This window comes from Paenarthrobacter sp. Y-19, from assembly GCF_029223985.1.
Classification (GTDB): domain Bacteria; phylum Actinomycetota; class Actinomycetes; order Actinomycetales; family Micrococcaceae; genus Arthrobacter; species Arthrobacter nicotinovorans.
Window position 1 is genome coordinate 3,897,776 of record NZ_CP119414.1, and the last position, 18,652, is coordinate 3,916,427.

The 18,652-nt window shown below is 64.0% G+C and carries 17 protein-coding genes; 7 read left to right on the forward strand and 10 right to left on the reverse strand.

Features of this window, described 5'->3' with window-relative positions:
* Positions 1-7: 7 nt before the first annotated feature.
* A complete protein-coding gene (locus tag PYR64_RS18290; protein WP_275776856.1) occupies positions 8-1,420 on the reverse strand; it encodes an MFS transporter in 1,413 nt (470 codons plus the stop codon).
* Between the two features lie 77 nt (positions 1,421-1,497).
* Between PYR64_RS18290 and PYR64_RS18295 the strand changes: the two genes are divergently transcribed.
* Positions 1,498-2,727 (forward strand): GAF domain-containing sensor histidine kinase, encoded by a 1,230-nt coding sequence (locus PYR64_RS18295; RefSeq protein ID WP_275776858.1) that lies wholly within the window; start codon positions 1,498-1,500, stop codon positions 2,725-2,727.
* An 8-nt stretch (positions 2,728-2,735) separates the two neighbouring features.
* Here PYR64_RS18295 and PYR64_RS18300 read toward each other — a convergent pair whose 3' ends face one another.
* On the reverse strand, positions 2,736-4,181 hold the full coding sequence (locus tag PYR64_RS18300) for a serine/threonine-protein kinase (RefSeq protein WP_079582414.1): 1,446 nt from the start codon (positions 4,179-4,181) through the stop codon (positions 2,736-2,738).
* A 308-nt stretch (positions 4,182-4,489) separates the two neighbouring features.
* Between PYR64_RS18300 and PYR64_RS18305 the strand changes: the two genes are divergently transcribed.
* Positions 4,490-5,083, forward strand: a complete 594-nt coding sequence (locus PYR64_RS18305; protein ID WP_275776860.1) for a histidine phosphatase family protein — start codon at positions 4,490-4,492, stop codon at positions 5,081-5,083.
* A gap of 340 nt (positions 5,084-5,423) precedes the next feature.
* Here the strand turns inward: PYR64_RS18305 and PYR64_RS18310 are convergent, their stop codons facing one another.
* The 3 genes from PYR64_RS18310 to PYR64_RS18320 form a co-directional block, all read right to left on the reverse strand.
* On the reverse strand, positions 5,424-5,708 hold the full coding sequence (locus PYR64_RS18310) for a hypothetical protein (RefSeq protein WP_018779784.1): 285 nt from the start codon (positions 5,706-5,708) through the stop codon (positions 5,424-5,426).
* Between the two features lie 112 nt (positions 5,709-5,820).
* Positions 5,821-6,051, reverse strand: a complete 231-nt coding sequence (locus PYR64_RS18315; RefSeq protein ID WP_018779783.1) for a DUF6458 family protein — start codon at positions 6,049-6,051, stop codon at positions 5,821-5,823.
* Between the two features lie 107 nt (positions 6,052-6,158).
* On the reverse strand, positions 6,159-7,055 hold the full coding sequence (locus tag PYR64_RS18320) for an SDR family oxidoreductase (RefSeq protein WP_275776861.1): 897 nt from the start codon (positions 7,053-7,055) through the stop codon (positions 6,159-6,161).
* A gap of 136 nt (positions 7,056-7,191) precedes the next feature.
* Here PYR64_RS18320 and PYR64_RS18325 point away from each other — a divergent pair, with 136 nt between their 5' ends.
* Entirely contained in the window at positions 7,192-9,039 is a 1,848-nt protein-coding gene (locus PYR64_RS18325) for a glycoside hydrolase family 15 protein (protein ID WP_275776862.1), read from the forward strand.
* Here PYR64_RS18325 and PYR64_RS18330 read toward each other — a convergent pair.
* Entirely contained in the window at positions 9,008-9,202 is a 195-nt protein-coding gene (locus tag PYR64_RS18330; RefSeq protein WP_026267446.1) for a hypothetical protein, read from the reverse strand. The genes PYR64_RS18325 and PYR64_RS18330 overlap by 32 nt on opposite strands.
* A 187-nt stretch (positions 9,203-9,389) precedes the next feature.
* Between PYR64_RS18330 and PYR64_RS18335 the strand changes: the two genes are divergently transcribed.
* The 3 genes from PYR64_RS18335 to PYR64_RS18345 all read left to right on the forward strand — a co-directional run bounded on the left by PYR64_RS18335 (position 9,390) and on the right by PYR64_RS18345 (position 13,835).
* A complete protein-coding gene (locus PYR64_RS18335) occupies positions 9,390-10,790 on the forward strand; it encodes a glutamate decarboxylase (protein WP_275776863.1) in 1,401 nt (466 codons plus the stop codon).
* A 22-nt stretch (positions 10,791-10,812) separates the two neighbouring features.
* Positions 10,813-11,673: a class II glutamine amidotransferase gene (locus PYR64_RS18340; protein ID WP_039243362.1), complete on the forward strand. Its 861-nt coding sequence runs from the start codon at positions 10,813-10,815 to the stop codon at positions 11,671-11,673.
* 455 nt (positions 11,674-12,128) lie between these two features.
* A complete protein-coding gene (locus PYR64_RS18345) occupies positions 12,129-13,835 on the forward strand; it encodes an HNH endonuclease signature motif containing protein (protein WP_275780000.1) in 1,707 nt (568 codons plus the stop codon).
* A gap of 143 nt (positions 13,836-13,978) precedes the next feature.
* On the opposite strand, the gene PYR64_RS18350 is transcribed toward PYR64_RS18345, so the two are convergent.
* Together PYR64_RS18350 and PYR64_RS18355 are read right to left on the reverse strand one after the other, a co-directional pair.
* Entirely contained in the window at positions 13,979-15,166 is a 1,188-nt protein-coding gene (locus tag PYR64_RS18350; protein WP_064723928.1) for a 4-hydroxybenzoate 3-monooxygenase, read from the reverse strand.
* A gap of 85 nt (positions 15,167-15,251) precedes the next feature.
* On the reverse strand, positions 15,252-16,025 hold the full coding sequence (locus tag PYR64_RS18355; protein ID WP_055975573.1) for an IclR family transcriptional regulator: 774 nt from the start codon (positions 16,023-16,025) through the stop codon (positions 15,252-15,254).
* Positions 16,026-16,217: 192 nt separating this feature from the next.
* On the opposite strand from PYR64_RS18355, the gene PYR64_RS18360 reads away from it, so the two are divergent.
* Positions 16,218-17,486: an aromatic acid/H+ symport family MFS transporter gene (locus PYR64_RS18360; RefSeq protein WP_055975570.1), complete on the forward strand. Its 1,269-nt coding sequence runs from the start codon at positions 16,218-16,220 to the stop codon at positions 17,484-17,486.
* Here PYR64_RS18360 and PYR64_RS18365 read toward each other — a convergent pair.
* Positions 17,483-17,899: an Hpt domain-containing protein gene (locus tag PYR64_RS18365; RefSeq protein ID WP_275776866.1), complete on the reverse strand. Its 417-nt coding sequence runs from the start codon at positions 17,897-17,899 to the stop codon at positions 17,483-17,485. The two genes, PYR64_RS18360 and PYR64_RS18365, sit on opposite strands and share 4 nt — an antisense overlap.
* Positions 17,892-18,644, reverse strand: a complete 753-nt coding sequence (locus tag PYR64_RS18370) for a signal peptidase I (RefSeq protein ID WP_275776868.1) — start codon at positions 18,642-18,644, stop codon at positions 17,892-17,894. Before PYR64_RS18370 ends, PYR64_RS18365 begins: the two co-directional genes overlap by 8 nt.
* Positions 18,645-18,652: the final 8 nt, after the last annotated feature.

Genomic DNA, 18,652 nt, shown 5'->3' on the forward strand with positions numbered 1-18,652 from the left:
CCGCGGCTCAACGGGAGGACGGGCTGTCCGCGTCCTCGCTCTGTTCCTCCTCGGCTGCCTGCGCGTAGGAGGCAGTGACCCTGCGGTAGACCGGGGCCAGGAAAGCAAGCAGGGCAACGACGATCATGATCAGGCCCGCCACCAGGAACACCAAGGCAATGCCCCGGGAGGTTCCTTCCCCCAGAAGCGGCGCCAACTGCGCGGCACCTTCCGCGGAGCGGGCGTAGGGGATGATCCAGAACTGGGCAATCGGCGCGATCAGGAACGCCGTGATGGGGGCCGCTGCGGATTCGAAGGCCATGGCGAAACCAAAGACCCTTCCTTGCCGTGACAGGGGCACCACTTTCTGAATGACCGTCTGCTCAGCTGCTTCCACCACCGGAACCAGTGCCATGTAGAGCCAAATCCCGGCAATGTAGAGCCAAGCCCATTCGCGGATGGTGAAGACAGCTCCGACGAGCCCCATCACCGCCACTGCGATGAGGAGGGTCCGCAAAGGGTTGGAGCCGAGCCCGAACTTTCCGATCAGCGCCCCGCCCAGGATGAAGCCGGTGGCGCCGACCGCGAACACCGTGCCCCAGATCTCCACGGGGAACATCTCCAGGCCGTAAGGGTCCATCAATGCCATGTAGACCCCGCCGATGAAATTGTTGAAGGTGGAGAAAACAATCAGGGCGAACAACCCGGAGATGGCCATGACGGCTGCCCAGGATCCGCGAAGATCGAACCCACCGTGGGCGTCGGATGCTGCTGCCCGGACCTCCTCCGGCAGGCGCAACGTCAGCAGATGCGCGAAGGCCAGGGCTGTGAGCACCAAGGCCACCACCACGGTCCAGCCCATTCCCAGGAGTCCCACTGACAGTCCTGAAAGGACCGAGGTGACGATGAACATCAACCCCTGGACCATCCCCACCAGTCCGTTGGCGTTGGCACGCTTGTCCGGTTCGATCAGGATGGTGACCGTGGTGGACAGTGCGATGTTGCGCATGTTCTCCACCACCGCGCCGACAAGGATAATCAAGGTGAAGATCCAAAACCACGGTTGGGACAGGTCCAACAGCGCCTGTTCCGGCGTCAGCAGGAACATCACCCCGGACAGCACGAACATCACCAGCGTAAATCCGGCGGCGAAGCGCATCACCGCGAGCTTCCTGTAGCGGTCCACGAAGGTGCCGAAGCTAATGCTGGACAGCGCAATGAGCAGCATGTAGGCCCCGCCGATCACGCCCGTGGCAATCACATTGCGGGTCTCCAGGTACACCCAGAACGTCAGCGCAAACCACAGGTAGCTGGTGGTGATGTTGGCCAGGGCAGTGTTGACCAGGATCCCCGTGAAGGTCCGTGTTCTCTCCGCGGGCGTGCGTTCCAGAGGATTGACATTGCCAGTAGACCCGGCGGCGGCCGGTTCCTGCTCGGTCATGCGTCCCAGTAAACCACCGGGGCCAACCTCCCGGTAGTATCGGCAGGGAATTCAAAAGACTGCTGGGGGTTGTTTCAATGACGGAAATTCAGGGACGGCTGGCTTTCACTACGGACTTCGGCCGGGACATGGAACTCCAGGAATACGGCCTTGATCCGGCAGTGGATTCCGTCCTCCTTCCCAATGCCGCAGTCATGAGCGCCCTGCAAAACCTTGTACGGCTCGCCACTGAGCTTTGCGGTGCCCCGTTTGGGGTAGTCAATATCATCAGCGCCAAATACCAGCACCAAATCGGGGCCTGGGGCGTGGAGCCCGGTGTCTGTTCCCGGGAGGACTCGATGTGCGCCAAGGTCTTCCTCTCCCGGGAGCGGACGGTGGTGGCAGACGCTTCCCGGGATCCACGCTTTGCCGACAACCCTTTTGTCACGGGAGAGATAGGCAACGTCCGCTTCTACGCGTCGGTGCCGCTGCAAACCGAATCGGGCTTCGTGCCGGGAACCTTGTGTGTTTTCTCGGGCGAGACCAAGGAACTGAGCCAGGAACAGCTCGGGATGTTGGAGGTCCTGGCCAAGCAGGTGGTTGAGCTCCTGGAACTTCAGCACCGTACCGCCCAGCTGGACCGCACCTATTCCGAGCTCAGGGCAAGCAACGCCAAGCTTGCAGGATTCGCCGGACGGGTAAGCCATGACCTGCGCATCCCCCTGACCACCATCCTCGGATACGTCGAACTGGTGGAGGACGACCCCGACATTGAGCCCAACAGCCCTGCTGCACGGTACCTGGACCGCATTGGCGCCAGCGGGCGGCGGATGCTGGGGATGCTGGAAGACGTCCTCAGCTACTCACGCGTCGGTGGCGGCATCCAGCCTGCCCGCGTCTCGCTGCTCGAGGTCACCCAAGAGGTGGTGAGGGATCTTGGAATAGAGAACGACGGAATCGTTGACGTCCAGGACATCACTGTGCACGCGGACCGTGGGCAGCTGCGTACACTCCTGCAGAACCTGCTGTCCAACGCCATGAACTACCGCAGCCCCGAGCGGGATCCCAGGGTCAGCATCAGCGGTGTTTCCAATTACCATGGCGCAACCGTCTACGTCGCGGACAACGGCAAGGGCATCAAACCCGAGGACCGCCACAAAGTTCTGGAACCCCTGGTGCGGCTGCGCCGGGAAGGCGACGGCCCGGGTTCCGGGCTGGGCCTGGCAACCTGCAGCAGCATCGCGAAAGCCCACGGCGGCGACCTCAGCATCGCCGAAACCCCCGGCGGCGGCACCACTATTGCGGTGAGTTTTCCGGCCGGGACGTAGAAGCCGGGCTACTTTGCGGCCTTGTCTTTCCCAGGCTTCTTGTCGCTCTTGCCATCGCTCTTGGTCTTGGCAATGTCCGCGCCGTTCATATCTGCCGGAGACTGGCCTGAGGGGGCCTGGACGGGGAGGTCCTGAACGGGGATGCCCTGCACCACCGGTTCCGGGGCTTGCTCCGGCACCGATGTCCCTGGCACGTTGACTACTTCCGCCGGCACAACCGCGGAGGGCGAAGGAGCTGCCGGCACCGGAAGGATCGGCGAGGAAGGTTGCGGATCGGCCTGCGACACGCCGTTATCGGAAGGCCGGGACGGGTCGGCTGTATTGCCGGCCGAGGACAGCCCTTGGGAAAGCACCAGCAGGGCGAGGGGAATGGCCACTGCTGCAGCTGCCACACCCCGTGCGGTCTTGGGCCGCCGTTTACTGAAGTCACGGATTCCGGCAACCGTCGCCGGCTTCCTGTTCCGCGGCCGGATAGCCGCCGGTCGGGTGGCAAGGCCACCCGCATTGGGCGTCAACGCCGTCGGCGCCTGAAGCGGAGTCCGCTGCGGGACGGGCGGAAGGATCGCAGTCCTGCGCCCTGATTGGACACCCTCCTCCGACAGCGCTTGCTCCACGTCCTGGGCCGCGGGTCGTTTTTCCGGGTCCATGTCCGTCATCGCCTCCAGGAGGGAGCGCAGCGGAGCAGGCAGTTCCAGCGGAATCTGCGGGGCTCTATGAAGACGCGCCGAGGCTGTCTCCACCGGCGTACCCGGATACTCCGCATGACCTGTCAGGCATTCCAGGAGCACCAGGCCCAGCGAGTAGATGTCGCTTTTTGGCGTCAGGTGCAGGCCCTGCGCCTGCTCCGGGCTGAGGTACTGCGCCGTGCCAACGGTGAATCCGGTCGCGGTGAGGCGGTTATCGTTCATCACCAGGGCGACCCCAAAGTCCGCCAGCTTCACCGACTGAGCCAGCCCGTCGTCGTCGGACACCAGGATGTTGGCCGGCTTGATGTCACGGTGGATGACGCCGTGTTCGTGGACCTGGGACAAGGCTCCGGCGATCCGGATCCCGATCCGCGCGGTTTCGGGAACAGTGAGCGGCCCGTCGGCCAGGAGGGCGCGCAGGTCCCGCCCTTGGGCGAGTTCCATGACCAGGTAGGCACGTTCTTCGTCGTTGCGCGTATCGACGCCCGCGTCAAAGGCTGCCACCAGTCCGGGATGGTCGAAGGCAGCGAGGAGGCGCATTTCGGTTTCCTGGCGGGTGCGGAACGATTCGTCGCCGGAGCCGGGAAGGAAGATCTTTACAGCAACCTCACGGCCAAGGACCAGGTCAGTCGCCTGATGGACAGTGGACATCGCGCCGCGGCCCAGGAGAGGTCCAAGTTGGTAGCGGCCATCGAGTGCGCCGCTTGTTTCCGTGCCGTTCACGGAATCGGGGGCGCCAGCGCCCACGGTTATTTCGTTGTAGCCCACGGTTGTCACGTCCTTTGGGACCACCTGGCGCGGCACGGACCCAATCTCTGCCCGCCGGTACCAAGTAATGCCGTCAATCACATTTCACGTAGCCGCTTGGCCGGTTGCTTCAGCCCTCGCGGCCTGAGCAACACAGCTCAAACAGCATCATCCGGTTTCACCAGATAAGTCATCAGGATACTGATTAAATCACGGTAAGGACAATGGGACGCTTCACGAAGGGCCTCATCAGGGCGATACGCCCGTCCGCCGTCGGGCGTTTCCGTACGTGACGCAGGGAACTGCGCCCCTTTGGCCGGCAGGGCACAATGGGAAGCATGACCCTCACAACTTTCGCCCTCGTCCGCCATGGCCAGACCGACTGGAACGCGGAGCGCCGGTTGCAGGGAGCCACTGACATCCCCTTGAACGACGTCGGGCGCGGCCAGGCGCGCGACGCCGTCGCCTTCCTGTCCGGCCAGCAATGGGACACGGTAGTGTCCTCGCCGCTGAGCCGGGCGGCAGAAACGGCGGAAATCATCGCCGACGGACTGGGACTCTCCGTGGCCCGGCTGGTGCCGGACCTCACTGAGCGCAGCTTTGGGCCGGCGGAAGGCTTGCAGGCCGGACCGGAACTGGAGGCCTTGCGCATCCCCGGCGGTTTCCGCGGTGGCGAGAGTGACGACGACGCTGCAGCCCGCGGCATTGGTGCGCTGGAGTCCCTGGCCCAGGAGTTCGCGGGCAAGCGCGTTCTGGTGGTTGCCCACGGCACGCTGATCCGGCTGACGTTGAGCCGCGCGATTGGCCGCACCCTGGACAGTGTCCAGAACGCTGTGTTGAACCTCGCCCACCATCACCCTGTTGACGGCTGGCAGCTTGAGTACTTCAACGGCGAGCGCATCGCGGCAGACGTTCAGGCCTGAACAGGCCTTTCCGGAGCAAGTCTCCTGGCTTCCTCAAGCAGGCCGGCTACCCAGTCTTCCAATGCCCCACCAAGGTGGCGTGCAAGGAACGTTCCGGCTCCGGGAAGATCGAAGACTGCGATTGCCTGGTTCCCGGCTGACCCTGGCCCAGCATAAAACGTCACCTTGCCCCGATGAATCCCGGCGATGTCGAAGCAAAGCGTGGTCCTGGAATCGAGGGATGATGCCCATGCAGCGATCGATTCGGGCGTGAAGGTATTGATGGCCGCTACTCCCTTGGATGCCGACTGACCGGACGCAGGTTAAGTAGCGGAAAAGGCAGGATCGTGACGCGGAAGTCCTATTTGGCCTGAAGCCGCGACTTCAATTGTTCGGTGTAGTCCGTATACGCCGCCGCAATTTCTTCCAGGTCCACCGTTTGCGGGAAGTCGATGACCGGCTGGCGTTCGGCGAGGTAGCTGGTGGTTTCTTCCACGATCCGCTGCTCATCAATGCCTTCGAGCCCCACCTCGGCCAGGAACGCGGGATTGGTGTGGATCAGGGATTCCCCGGATTGCCCTTCCGAAGCCCAACGCACCAGGTACTCGTTCTGATTCACCAATTCGATGTCGAATGTCTGCTCCATGGCAGCAGCCTACGCCGTTGGGCGGTAGGGCCGGACCAGCCCCGCACCGGACGCAGAAAGCGCACGACGGCGGGAGGCCGCCGTCGTGCGCTTCTTTCGTTGGCTGTGGCTGCTAGATCTCGGGGCGCCGTTCGACGACGGTGTGGGGATCGCCGCGGCGCTCAACGACCGTGCGGCGGGTCCTGTTGGACATGGCGATCGAAATGATAAGGCCGATGACTCCCACCACTATCAGGATGTAACCGACCAGGACCTGGTCCAGGAAAGGGATGATTCCGGGGGCGAGCGCGAAAGCCAGAATAGCTCCGATGGCAATCAGGGCAATGGAAGAACCGATTCTCATAACGTGCTCCTCATGTATGTCCGGCGCATGTACAGGGCGTGGCCGGATCCGTGTCATCAGGATACTTATGATTTACCGTGCCCGCCAGCCATCTAAAGACATGGCTGCTAGTGGCCGTACCGCGCAGCCACCCGGCCGATGGCGTCCTCAGGGGTCGGCACAGGACCGAAGACCTGCTCCTGGCGGGTAGTGTCCGCAACATACTTCCCGGTCTCGAACCACGCCACCATGCTGGCCATGTCCGCCACCAGTGGAAGGACCTTGGCGGTGGCCTTGCCGAGCCCGTTGATGGCCCCGGCCGGAACAGACCGCACCTTGATCTCCCTTCCCGCCCGACGACCTGCAATTCCGGCCGCCTCCTGCATGCTAAGCGGCCGCGTCCACCCGATATCGATGCGCTCGCCGTCCACAATGTCAGCGTCAACGGCAGCTGCCAGGTAAGCGGCGAGATCGCTTGCCAGTACGAACGTCAGCCGCGCGTCCTTGGAACCGAGCCACACGAAACGCCCCTTCGCGAAAGGATCCCCGCCCATTCCCACAGCCTGGTCGAAGAACGCGCCGGGACGCAGCGCGACAAACGGTACGCCGAGTTCCTCGAACTTGTCCTCCGCCAGTTTCTTGTTCCAGAAATGCGGGATCTGGGGTGTTTCGTCGCAGGTGAGAATGCTGATCAGCACGAAGCGCGGCACGGAGGCGTACTTGGCAGCGACGGCCAGGTTGCTGTTGCCGTAGCTGTCGATCACCTTGGCATTCCTGTCATTCCGGGTATAGCCGGCCGCCGTCGAAATTGCTGCGGAAACGCCCGTCATGGCCGCGATCAGCGAGGCGGTATCCAGCATGTCGCCGCGGACGACCTCAACCCCTTTGGCCTCCAGCTTGGCGGCTTTGGAGCCCGGGCGAACCAGCGCACGGACTTTCCTTCCGCGGCGCAACAGCTCATCAACCACTTGGCCGCCCAGGAAACCCGTGGCGCCAACAACAAGGACAGGCAGGTCTTCGGCCACAACTTCTCCTCAGGGTTTTGTTCCTACGACAGTGGTAGCACGCACTCGAAAGCGAGACCAGACCCAAACCCCGGCGACGACTGCCGCCGTCGAGCCTCAACCAAGGAGGCCGGCGACGCAGACTAGGATCGGTTCCATGGCCAGGATCGAGGACTACGCAATCATCGGGGACCTGAACACTGCCGCCCTGGTGGGGCGGAACGGGTCCATTGACTGGATGTGCCTGCCGAGGTTCGACTCGCCCGCCTGCTTTGCGGCGCTTCTGCACACGCCCGAAGCCGGGCGCTGGCTCCTGGCACCTGCCGGCACTCCCGACGGCGGCAACAGCACCCGCCGCGCGTACCGGGAAGACACCCTCATCCTGGAGACTGTCTGGGAAGTCGACGGCGGCTCGGTGAAGGTCATCGACTTCATGCCCGTCCGCGACGACGCCGTGGACCTCGTGCGGATCGTCGAAGGCTTGTCCGGCGAGGTGGACATGCATATGGAACTCGTCCTCCGCTTCGACTACGGCAGCGTCGTGCCCTGGGTGCGTCGCAGCAAGCACGGCATCAGCGCTGTTGCCGGGCCGGATTCCGCCTACCTCACCACCCACGCCCCGCTCATGGGACGGGAAAACCGGACCTACAGCGACTTCACCGTCCGTGCCGGCGACCGGGTCCCGTTCGTTCTGCGGTGGGCACCCAGCCATGAGCGCGAACCCCGGCGCATCGACCCCCTGCGGGCGCTTGACGCCACGGAATCGTACTGGCTCGAGTGGATCGGCCGCAGCAAGATAGCGGGGAAGTACAAGGAGCCGGTCGAGAGGTCCCTCATCACCCTCAAAGCGCTCACCTACGCCCCCACCGGTGGCATCGTGGCCGCCGCCACGACGTCCCTGCCCGAACAGATAGGCGGCCCGCGGAACTGGGACTACCGGTACTGCTGGCTGCGCGACGCCACCCTGACGCTGCAATCTCTGCTCGCCGCGGGCTACACGGAAGAGGCCTCCGCCTGGCGCGACTGGCTGCTGCGGGCCATCGCCGGCGACCCCTCACAACTTCAGATCGTGTACGGACTCGACGGCGCGCGCAGGCTTCCGGAGGCCGATATTCCGTGGCTGTCCGGGTATGAAGGTTCGGCGCCTGTCCGAACCGGGAACGCGGCAGCTCCGCAGCTTCAACTGGATGTGTGGGGCGAAGTCCTGGACGGACTTTCACTGACCCGGGCCGCTTTCAAGGACACCGTCGACAATTCCTGGGACATCCAGGTGGCGTTGATGGAATACCTCGAAGGGGCCTGGAACCAGCCGGACAACGGGCTGTGGGAAATGCGCGGACCCCGCCGGGACTTCACCCATTCAAAAGTCATGGCGTGGGTAGCGGCCGACCGCATGGTCAAAGCCGTGCGGACCTCCGGACTGCCCGGCCCGCATGACCGCTGGGCGGCGCTCCGCAGCGAAATCCACAATGACGTCATGACCAAGGGCTTCGACGAGGACCTCAACAGCTTCGTGCAGTCCTACGGGAGCAAGGAACTGGATGCGAGCCTGCTGCTGGTCCCCCGCGTGGGTTTCCTGCCGCACCGGCATCCGCGCGTGGCCGGGACCGTGGACGCCGTCCGGAAGGGCCTTACGGAGGACGGACTGGTTCTTCGGTACCGGACCCAGCCCGGACACGACGGATTACCTGGCGACGAAGGGGTCTTCCTGGCCTGTTCGTTCTGGCTGGTGGACGCGTTGCTTGGCATCGGGCGCACAGACGAAGCCACAGAACTCTTCGAGCGGCTGCTCAGCCTGCGCAACGACGTCGGCCTGCTGAGCGAAGAATGGGATCCCCGCACCAAACGGCAACTGGGCAACACTCCCCAGGCGTTCAGCCACTTCCCGCTGATTCACAGTGCATTGCAACTGCACCACGGGGAGGCCCGCAAGAGCGACACCCCGTTTGGCGGCGCCGGGAGTTCCAGTGGCTCTACCCTTCGGAATGATCCCCGTCTTCAGTAGCCTCACCCTTGTGGCGCGCCTCTTCCAGATGCAGGTCAAGCTTGCGCTCGGCTTCGCGCCTGCGTTGCCCGACGGTCCGCATCTGTTGGGTTGTTGGAGCTCCCGCATCCTCTGACGCAATGCCGGCCGGCTCGGCGGGCTGGTATTTCTCTTGTTCGCCCATAGGATGATCGTCCCATCGTCGCGGCTTTTGCGATAGCGGCAGTTTCCAGACCGGAACGGTCCTGACGTCCGACGGCGGCCTCCCGCCGTCGAGCATGTCCAATACTTGGGTGCGTGGCCGGCCACGGGTAGCGTGAGCCGCAGACGAGTTGCCCCACCGCGAGCGAACGAATCCAAGGAGTTGCCCCGTGAGCAGATCCCACCGCACGTCCCACCACGAACCGGACACCGCCGTCGAACTCAATCCCCTGTTCAGCAGGCCCGGAGAATCCACCATCTTTCCCCGGTTCACCCTTCCGGACGGTGAATCCCTGCCCGCCACCGCATACCAGGTTGTCCACGACGAGGCGATGCTGGACGGCAATTCCCGTTTGAACCTCGCAACGTTCGTAGGGACGTGGATGGAGACCGAAGCGTCCACCCTGTACGCCGAGACGTTCGACAAGAACATGATCGACAAGGACGAGTACCCCCAAACCGCACTCATCGAAACCCGGTGCTGGCGGATGCTCGCCGATCTGTGGAACTCACCGGATCCCGGGAAAAGCATTGGCACGTCCACCATCGGATCCTCCGAAGCCTGCATGCTGGGCGGACTGGCCTTGAAACGGCGCTGGCAGCACGCACGCCGCAAGGCCGGCAAGCCAACCGACAAACCCAACCTCGTCCTGAGTTCAGCAGTCCAGGTGTGCTGGGAGAAGTTCTGCAACTACTGGGAAGTTGAACCCCGCTTTGTGCCGGTCTCTGCCGAACATCCCATGCTGGACGGCCACGACCTGGACAAGTACGTGGACGAAAACACCATCGGGGTCGTCGCCATCCTCGGTGTCACTTACACAGGCCGTTACGAACCCGTCCAGCTGATCTCCGATGCGCTGGATGCGATCCAGGCAAGCCGCGGCCTGGACATCCCAATCCACGTTGACGGCGCGTCGGGTGCGATGGTGGCACCTTTCCTCCAGCCCGAAACTGTGTGGGATTTCAGGCTCCCACGGGTCGCCTCGATCAACACCTCCGGACACAAATACGGACTGGTCTACCCGGGCCTGGGTTGGGTGGTGTGGCGGGACGCGGATGCGCTCCCCGAAGACCTGATCTTCCACGTCAGTTACCTGGGCGGCGACATGCCCACGTTCGCGCTGAACTTCTCCCGGCCCGGGGCCCAGGTCCTCCTGCAGTACTACCTGTTCCTCAGGCTCGGTTTTGCAGGGTACAAGTCCGTCCAGGCCACTTCCCGGGATGTAGCCCTGTACCTCTCCAGCGAGATTGGAGCCATGGACGCATTCACCCTCTGGAGCGACGGCTCGGATATCCCCGTTTTCGCCTGGCAGCTCACGGAGGGCTACACGGACAAATGGAACCTCAAGCACTTGTCCGAACGCCTCCGCATGAACGGCTGGCTGGTGCCCGCCTATCCCTTGCCTGATGGCCTGAGTGAGGTAACAGTCCAGAGAATCGTGGTGCGGAACGGATTCACCCGTGATCTCGCTTCCAGTTTTCTGGCCGACCTCACCAAGGCAGTGGAGTACCTGGACAGCCTCACGTCACCCATGCCCATGGACAAACAGCCTGAGGGCTTCCACCACTAAACATGCGAAGGAGAGGATTCCCATGTGCCGTCTTTTCGGGCTGCATGCAGGCGCCCAAGCAGTGCGGGCAACGTTTTGGCTCTTGAATGCACCGGACAGCCTCTCGGCCCAAAGCCGGCGGGAACCCGATGGCGCAGGAATCGGAACCTTCGACGCGGCCGGTAAGGCACACGTTTTCAAACAGCCGATGGCAGCGTGGGAGGACCACGCCTTCGCCCGTGAAGCCCGTGACCTGAAAAGCACCACGTTCCTGGCGCACGTGCGGTACGCCAGCACCGGCGCCCTCACCATGGTCAACACGCACCCATTCGAGCAGGACGGCCGGCTCTTCGCCCATAACGGGGTGCTGCGGGGCCTGGAAAAACTTGATCGTCGCCTTGTTGAGCTCGAGGCCATGGATCTGGTGCTGGGCCAGTCGGACAGCGAGCGTCTTTTCGCGCTCATTACCGCCGAGACCAGGGCCGCCGACGGGGACATCCAGGCGGGCATAGTGGCCGCCGTTGCCTGGGTAGCCAAGGAACTGCCCATATTCAGCCTCAATTTCATCCTGACAACGGCCGCGGATATGTGGGCACTCAGGTACCCGGCGACGCACGATCTCTACATGCTTGAACGCCGCCCGGCCACCAAACCCAGCCCCCTCGACGTCCAAAGCGCACGGATCCGCTCCCACAGCTCCGAACTCTCCCGGTCCCCGCACGTCCTCCTCGCCACCGAACCCATGGACCAAAACCCCGGCTGGCGACCCATGGCGTCGGGCGAGCTGGTTCACGTCGGACCGGACCTGACGGTGACATCCACTATCGCCTTCCCCGATGCCCCGACCTACCCGCTTAGCCTCGCCGACCTCGAACCGGCCGCGGCAGCGTCGCAGGCACGGTGACCCCGGCTGCCTTAGTCCGCACTTTTGGCGAGCAGACGACGACGGCGAGCTGCCGCCGTCGTGGGGCTGGTCACCTGTGAGCCGCTGGGCCTGGGCGCCTGCTGCGCGTTAGTAAACGGATTGGCACTGAGGGGCCTGCCTGCAGTGCGTTGTGCGGAGTGTTTTCCACATACGGTAGTGGAGGGCTTCTGGCGTTCTTGAGGGTCTGACAGGGTTGATCCATGGATGGGATTGGGCAGCTCGTGGGACCTGGGACAGCGTCTCCCGGTCATGATGGAGCGCGTTCAGACCATGAAGGAGCTCCCTCATCAGGCCTGCTTCATGGCAGGGTGCCATCGTCCGTTGCCCAATGCCCTTCCGGCGACTTGCCCCGGCCATCCCTGAACGAAGGTAGAGATGCCCTTCTCCTGGCACAGACGGCGCTCGGTTCTTATCTTGACGATGCTTCCGAGGCGTTGGTCGAGCTGGGTAGTTCGGTCGCTGCCGATGCCCGCTTGTTTGGCTTTGGGGAGGCTGCTGATTTTGCGGGCCGGGTAGAGGATCTGTCTCGGCAGCTGGAGTACGTGCAGGTCGTCGCGGCGCAGGCTGTGGAACGGACCCGGACCGAGGCGCAGCGTGCGGCGCCGGCACCGCAGCCCGGACAGTCCCCGGCGTCCGGCGCCCAGGAATGGCGGACGGGCTGGACAGAACCAGCCGGTGAGTCAGAAGGCGGCGGTGGCGGTGACTCCGTCCCGGCTGCTGCTGCTGATGGTGCTGGTGGTGGTGGTGGCAGTGTTTTGGATGATGGGTACCGGAACGCAGCGGAGTTCCTGCGGGCCCGGTTGCGGATCGGGATCGGCGAAGCACGGCGCAGGCTCGCCCTCGCCACCGAGGTCCTGCCCGGAGCCGGAATAACCGGCCAGGAAATCCCGGCCCGTCGTCAAAGACTCGCCGAGGCCCTCCACACCGGACAGGTCCCGTCCCGGTCCGCGACGATCATCAGCACCGCCCTGGACAAAGCCCAACACTTCACCGACCCGGACACCCTCACCGGCATGGAACACGCCCTCACCACCACCGCCACACAATCCGACCCCGACTTCGTCACCAAAATGGCCAACCGCTGGATCGACCACATCGACCACAACGGCCCCGAACCCACCGAAGAAGCCCTCCGCCACGTCCAAGGCGCGTTCCTACGACGCCGACGCCGCCACGGACTCCACCACCTGGAAATCTTCGCCACCACCGAACAATACGAAACCCTCACCACCGCCATGAACGCCGCCACCAACCCACGACTCACCAACACCACCGGCCCTGACCAAGGCACTGTCCAAGGCACGGTTCAGGGCACGGCCCTAGGCGCTGACCACGGCACGGCGACCGCGTCGGCACCGGATGCGGGTGTTCCGAACGGTGCGGTCCCCGGGCTGGACCGGCGCTCCCGCGCCCAGAAACTCCTCGACGGCCTCGTCGGCGCCTGCGCCGTGGCCATGACCACCGGGAAACTGCCCAGCAACGGCGGACTCCGACCCCAACTCACCGTCACCATCGACCACCACGAACTCTTCCAACAACTCACCCACACCACCACGAGCGCCACAAAAGAAACCAACACCCCGAAGCAGCCCAACGCGACACATCAGCCGGGCCCCCGGAACACTGTCAGTACCGGCACCGCGACCTTCACCGGCCCGATCCACCCCAACACCATCCGCAAAATAGCCTGCGACGCCGACATCCTGCCCGTCCTGCTCGGCACCGACTCCCAAATACTCGACATCGGCCGAACCACCCGGATCTTCCCACCCCACATCCGCAAAGCCATCACCGCCCGCGACGGCGGCTGCGCGTTCCCCGACTGCACCCTCCCCGCACCCTGGTGCGAAGCCCACCACATCACCTACTGGTCACAAGGCGGCACCACAGGAACAAACAACGCCACCCTGCTCTGCTCCCACCACCACCACCTCATCCACAAAGAACACTGGCGCATCACCATCCAAAACGGCGTCCCCTGGTTCATCCCCCCACCCAACATCGACCCCCACCAAACACCCCGACGCAACCACCACCACACACCACCCAAAACACAAGAACGGGCGATAAGCCTGATCAGACCGCCCAGCGAACGTCAGATGAGGGGCGCCCGTGGGAAACGCGACGCCAAGCACCCCTGACGCGGACTCAACCAGGGTGGCCGTGCAAGGTCACGGCGATGGTGGTCGCGTTCAGGGCGAAGGATGACGGCGGGCTACCTCCACGGGCTGGCTCCAGGACCCGGGCCTCACACCGCAGGCCACGGGACCAAGCCCAGCCGGAATCAATGCGAGGTGGGCCAGCCCGTGTACGACTCCGCCAGGTACGCCTTGGCATGCTCGGACGTAACCACCGAGTGCAGCTCACCGAGTTGGCGGGCGCGGTCGAAATCGTCGGCTCCCGGGACAGTGTGCAGCATGGACGTCATCCAATAGGAGAAGTGCTGCGCCTTCCAAACTCGGTCCAGGGCGCGATCACTGTAGGAGTCCAGGAGGGCCGTGGAGCCGTTGGCGTAGAAGGAGTCGAGCCCTTCGAAGAGCACTTTGACATCATGGATGGCCAGGTTCAGGCCTTTGGCCCCCGTCGGCGGGACCGTGTGGGCGGCGTCGCCTGCGAGGAAGAGGTTGCCGTGGCGCATGGGCGTGTGCACGAAGCTGCGGAACGGCAGGACCATCTTCTCCAGGACCGGGCCTTCCTTGAGCTCGAACCCGTTGCCATTGACGCGCTTGCGGAACTCGGTCCAGATTCGTTCGTCGTCCCAGTCGGCCACGTTTTCCTTGGGATCACATTGGAAGTACATGCGCTGCACCGTCTCGGTGCGCTGGCTGATCAAGGCGAAGCCGTCTTTGGAATTGGCGTAGATCAGCTCGTCGGCGCTGCGGGGTGCTTCTGCCAGGATGCCGAACCACGCAAACGGGTACTCGTGGAAATACCACTTGCGATCAGCTTCGGGGATCTGGAAGCGGCAGTGGCTGCGGGATCCGTCGGCACCGACGAGGAAGTCAGCCTGGATCTCGAACTCCTGCCCTTCCGAGTCAGTGAACCAGACCTTCGGTTTGCCTTCGAGGTCATGCACGGTGGTATCCGAGACGCTGTACCTGACGTCGCCGCCGTCGGCCTCCCGACGGGCGGCGAGATCCATGAAAACGTCTGTCTGCGGGTACAGCCACACGGACTCGCCAACGAGTTCCTTGAAATTGATGCGGTGGCTTTCACCGTTGAAGCGCAGCTCGATGCCGTCGTGCCGGTCGCCCTCGCGGAGCACTCTGTCCGACACTCCTGAGTCGACCAGCAGGTTCACCGTGCCGTGCTCCAGGATTCCGGCGCGAACTGTTTCCTGGATGTCCTTGCGGCTGCGGATTTCAACCACCACAGAGTCGATTCCCTGCCTGGCCAGCAGATGGGAAAGCATGAGCCCGGCAGGGCCTCCGCCCATGATGGCTACCTGGGTGCTGATGGGTGTGCGTGTCATGATTCCTCGCTTCGTTGCGGATCCCCGCACTTCGAACGGCTGGGATGAGCTTGGAATCAGTGTGGCCCGAACGGAGTGACTGGCGTTACATCACTTCCATTGAACGGAAGTTGTGATTGTTATCGCCCAGCTGGCGTCCGATGCCACGTGCCGCGGTCTGCAACGCCGGCACCAGCGCTTGGAGCCGCATCTCGGCCAAAGGAACCACCACCCCGAGGGCCGCCACCGCCCGGCGCTTGCTGTCCAGTATGGGCACAGCGATTCCCCAGGTATCCGGATCAACAACGCCCGCCAGCTGGGCATAGCCTTGCTGCGCGGCTTCGGCCAGGAGATGGCGCACGACGTCGGCGGTAACCTTTCCCGCCGGGTCCCGGAAGTGCTTGAGGTACTCCGCCTGCAGCTCCCGTGGTTGGTTGGCCATGAGGGCCAGCCCGGCAGACGAAATATGGACGGGCATCCGCCCGGCGACCCGTGCCCTGTTGGCCACGGACCCGCGCCGGGAAAGGCGCTCCACGAACAGCGCTTCCCAGCCTTCGAGGATTGCCAGGTTGACGTTCTGGTTGAGGACCTGCTGAATGTCCTCCATGAACGGCATGGCAGCCTGACGCAGGGCCAGCGTGGGCGAATTGCGGTTGACCAGTTCCCATAAGCGCAGCCCGAGGCGCACCGTCCCGCCCGCGCCAAGATCCAGCAGCCCCTGCTGGGAAAGCTGGCGGACCAGGCGGTGGGCGGAGGACAACGGAAGGCCCGCCCGTTCAGCGAGTTCGGTCAGCTGCAGCGATGTCACGCCCTCGGGAAACGCCGCGATCAACCGCACGACGCGTTCGACCACGGAGTCGCCGGATGATGAGTTGGCCACCGTTCACCACCTTCCTGAAAGCGCGTAAGGGACGACGCACGAAACTGCGCGATGGCACTAAGCTGACGCCACCCAGCGGAATTATCGATTCCATTCAATGGTAGGACGTGTGCCGCGTTACAAAGAGTGGTGATACAACTCTCGTAACTAACCGGACGTTCAGGCGACCGGAACCCTAGCAACGAGGACGCTATGCCAACGATGTCATCTGCCCGCCGCTCCCAATGGCCCGTGTGGCTTTGCTGGCTGGCCATGGTCCTGGACGGTTTCGACCTTGTGGTCCTCGGGACCGTTATCCCAACACTGATCAAGACCGGGGAACTAGGTTTTGACGCCGTGGGAGCCACGTTCGCAGCCACCATCTCCCTGGTCGGCGTTGGCTTGGGAGCGCTCTTCATTGCACCGCTCTCGGACAAGTTCGGTCGCCGCAGGCTGCTGATCGCCTGCGTGGCGGGCTTCTCGGTTTTCACCATCGCCGTGGCGTTCGCCCCCAATGTGGCGGTTTTCTCGGCGATGCGTCTCCTTGCAGGCCTCGGCCTTGGTGCGTGCCTGCCTGCAGCCCTGGCGTACATGAACGACTACGCCCCTTCCGGTACGGCAGGAAAATCCACCACCAGGACCATGACCGGATACCACGTGGGCGCCGTGGCCACCGCGCTGCTGGCCATCATCATCGTTCCGAACTGGCGTCTCATGTTCATCATTGGTGGAGTCGCCGGGCTGGTGCTCCTGCCCTTCCTGTGGGCGAAGCTTCCCGAGTCGCTGCCTGAAGCAGCCCCGGCCCAAGCGGGCGGGGCGCCCAAGCCCGCAGCCGGCGTCGCGCGTTCCGCAAATCCCGCAGCCAAGAACGGTTTCCGGGACCTGCTCCAAAAGCCGTATCCGGTAGTCGCCCTGGGAATTGGCGTGGCGTCATTCATGGGATTGCTGCTGGTTTACGGCCTCAACACCTGGCTGCCCCAGCTCATGGCTGCCGCCGGATATCCGGTCAGCACGGGCCTGACACTGCTGCTCGTCCTGAACCTCGGGGCTGTCGCCGGGCTGTTCCTGGCCGGGGTCCTGGCCGACAAGCACGGGACCAAGAAAATCGTGCTGCTCTGGTTTGGGCTGTCAGCCGTCTTCCTGGCCATCCTGAGCGTCAAAATCCAGAACGAATTCCTGCTCAACGCCGCCGTGTTCGTTACGGGCATCTTCGTGTTCAGTTCACAGGTGCTGGTCTACGCCTGGGTGAGCCAGTTGTTCCCGCCACGGCTCCGCGGAACGGCCCTCGGCTTCGCTGCCGGAGTGGGCCGGCTTGGTGCCATTGTCGGTCCAGCCGTGACAGGAACCCTGGTTGCGGCCAACATCGCGTACCCGGCGGGCTTCTACGTGTTTGCCGCCGCAGGCGTGCTAGCTGTCGTGGCGCTGGTCCTGGTCCCGCATGAGGTCAAAAACAGCGAGGAAACCGTCACGGCCGACCACTAAGCGATCCCTGGATTCCAAGGACTCCGGTGGAGGGACTCCGTGGTACCCAGCAACTGGGGCACGGCGTCGAAGCAGCGGTCGCTGGACTTCCTCAGCTCCGGGAGCGCCGCTACCGCCGAGTCGAAATGATCCTCACGAATCATCATCTCGATGGCCCGGCACTGGCTTTCAGTTTCCACCGCGCCCACCATGGCCGAGGAGATCTTGAGGCTAAGGACCGCGTCCATGCTGGCGTCGAGGTCGTGCCCGCACAGTCCGTTGGAAAGCCTGAGGATCCTTTCGGGCAGCATGGTGAGGTACGTGGAGAGGAAACGCAGCGCCAGCCGGGAGTCGCCCAACTCCTCGGCCAGCGCTTGCAGCTTGCAAGGTTCCAGCGGACTCGGCCCCGGGTGGGGTGCCGCCCGGTCACTCACCGCTTGCTGCCTGGGGCTGTGCGACGCCTTCCGGCGCCGACTTGCTGGGGTCTTTCGTCCAGATGGAGGCCAGCATCCCGATGACCAGGATGGCTGGTGCGCCGTACATCAGGGTGTTAAGGACCATCGGTTCCCGGATGGCCCTGATCGCGTTGCCGACATAGGGGATGGTAGCGACCTGCTTGTCCACGGTCTTGCCCTGAAGAGTGGCGATCCAGGGATCGATGCCGTTGTTGGCGTCGCCCTTCGTCTGGACAGCTACCCCGCCGTCCGCCGTGGTGGTGATTTCGGTGATGCGGTGGGTTTCCACCCGCTGATCCTCCACCGGAATGTGGTAGGTGATGATGTCGCCCACCTTGACGTCCTCGATGGGCGTCGGAACGGTCACCACCACGTCACCAGGGTTGATCAGGGGAGACATGGAACCGGTCAGCATGGTGGAGGTCTGGTAGCCAAAAACGCGTGGCCCGATCGCGAGGAACAGGAACACCAGCGCGCCAAGGACCAGCAAGGCCACGGCAATCACCTTGGCCACGGTGCCGGTAACGCGGCGGATGGCACTTTTGGGGGCAGGGGCTTCAGCCCGGGTTTCGACGACAGTTTCGACGGCTGCAGTTTCGACGACGGCAGTTTCGACGACGGCGATGCCGGCCGGCTGCGAGGCAGCGGCCCTGGAAGCCGGGATGTTCGCAGCGGAACGCCGGCCATGGAGTGCTGGTCCGTTGAGGGTCTCGATGGTGCTCATGTCCTGGC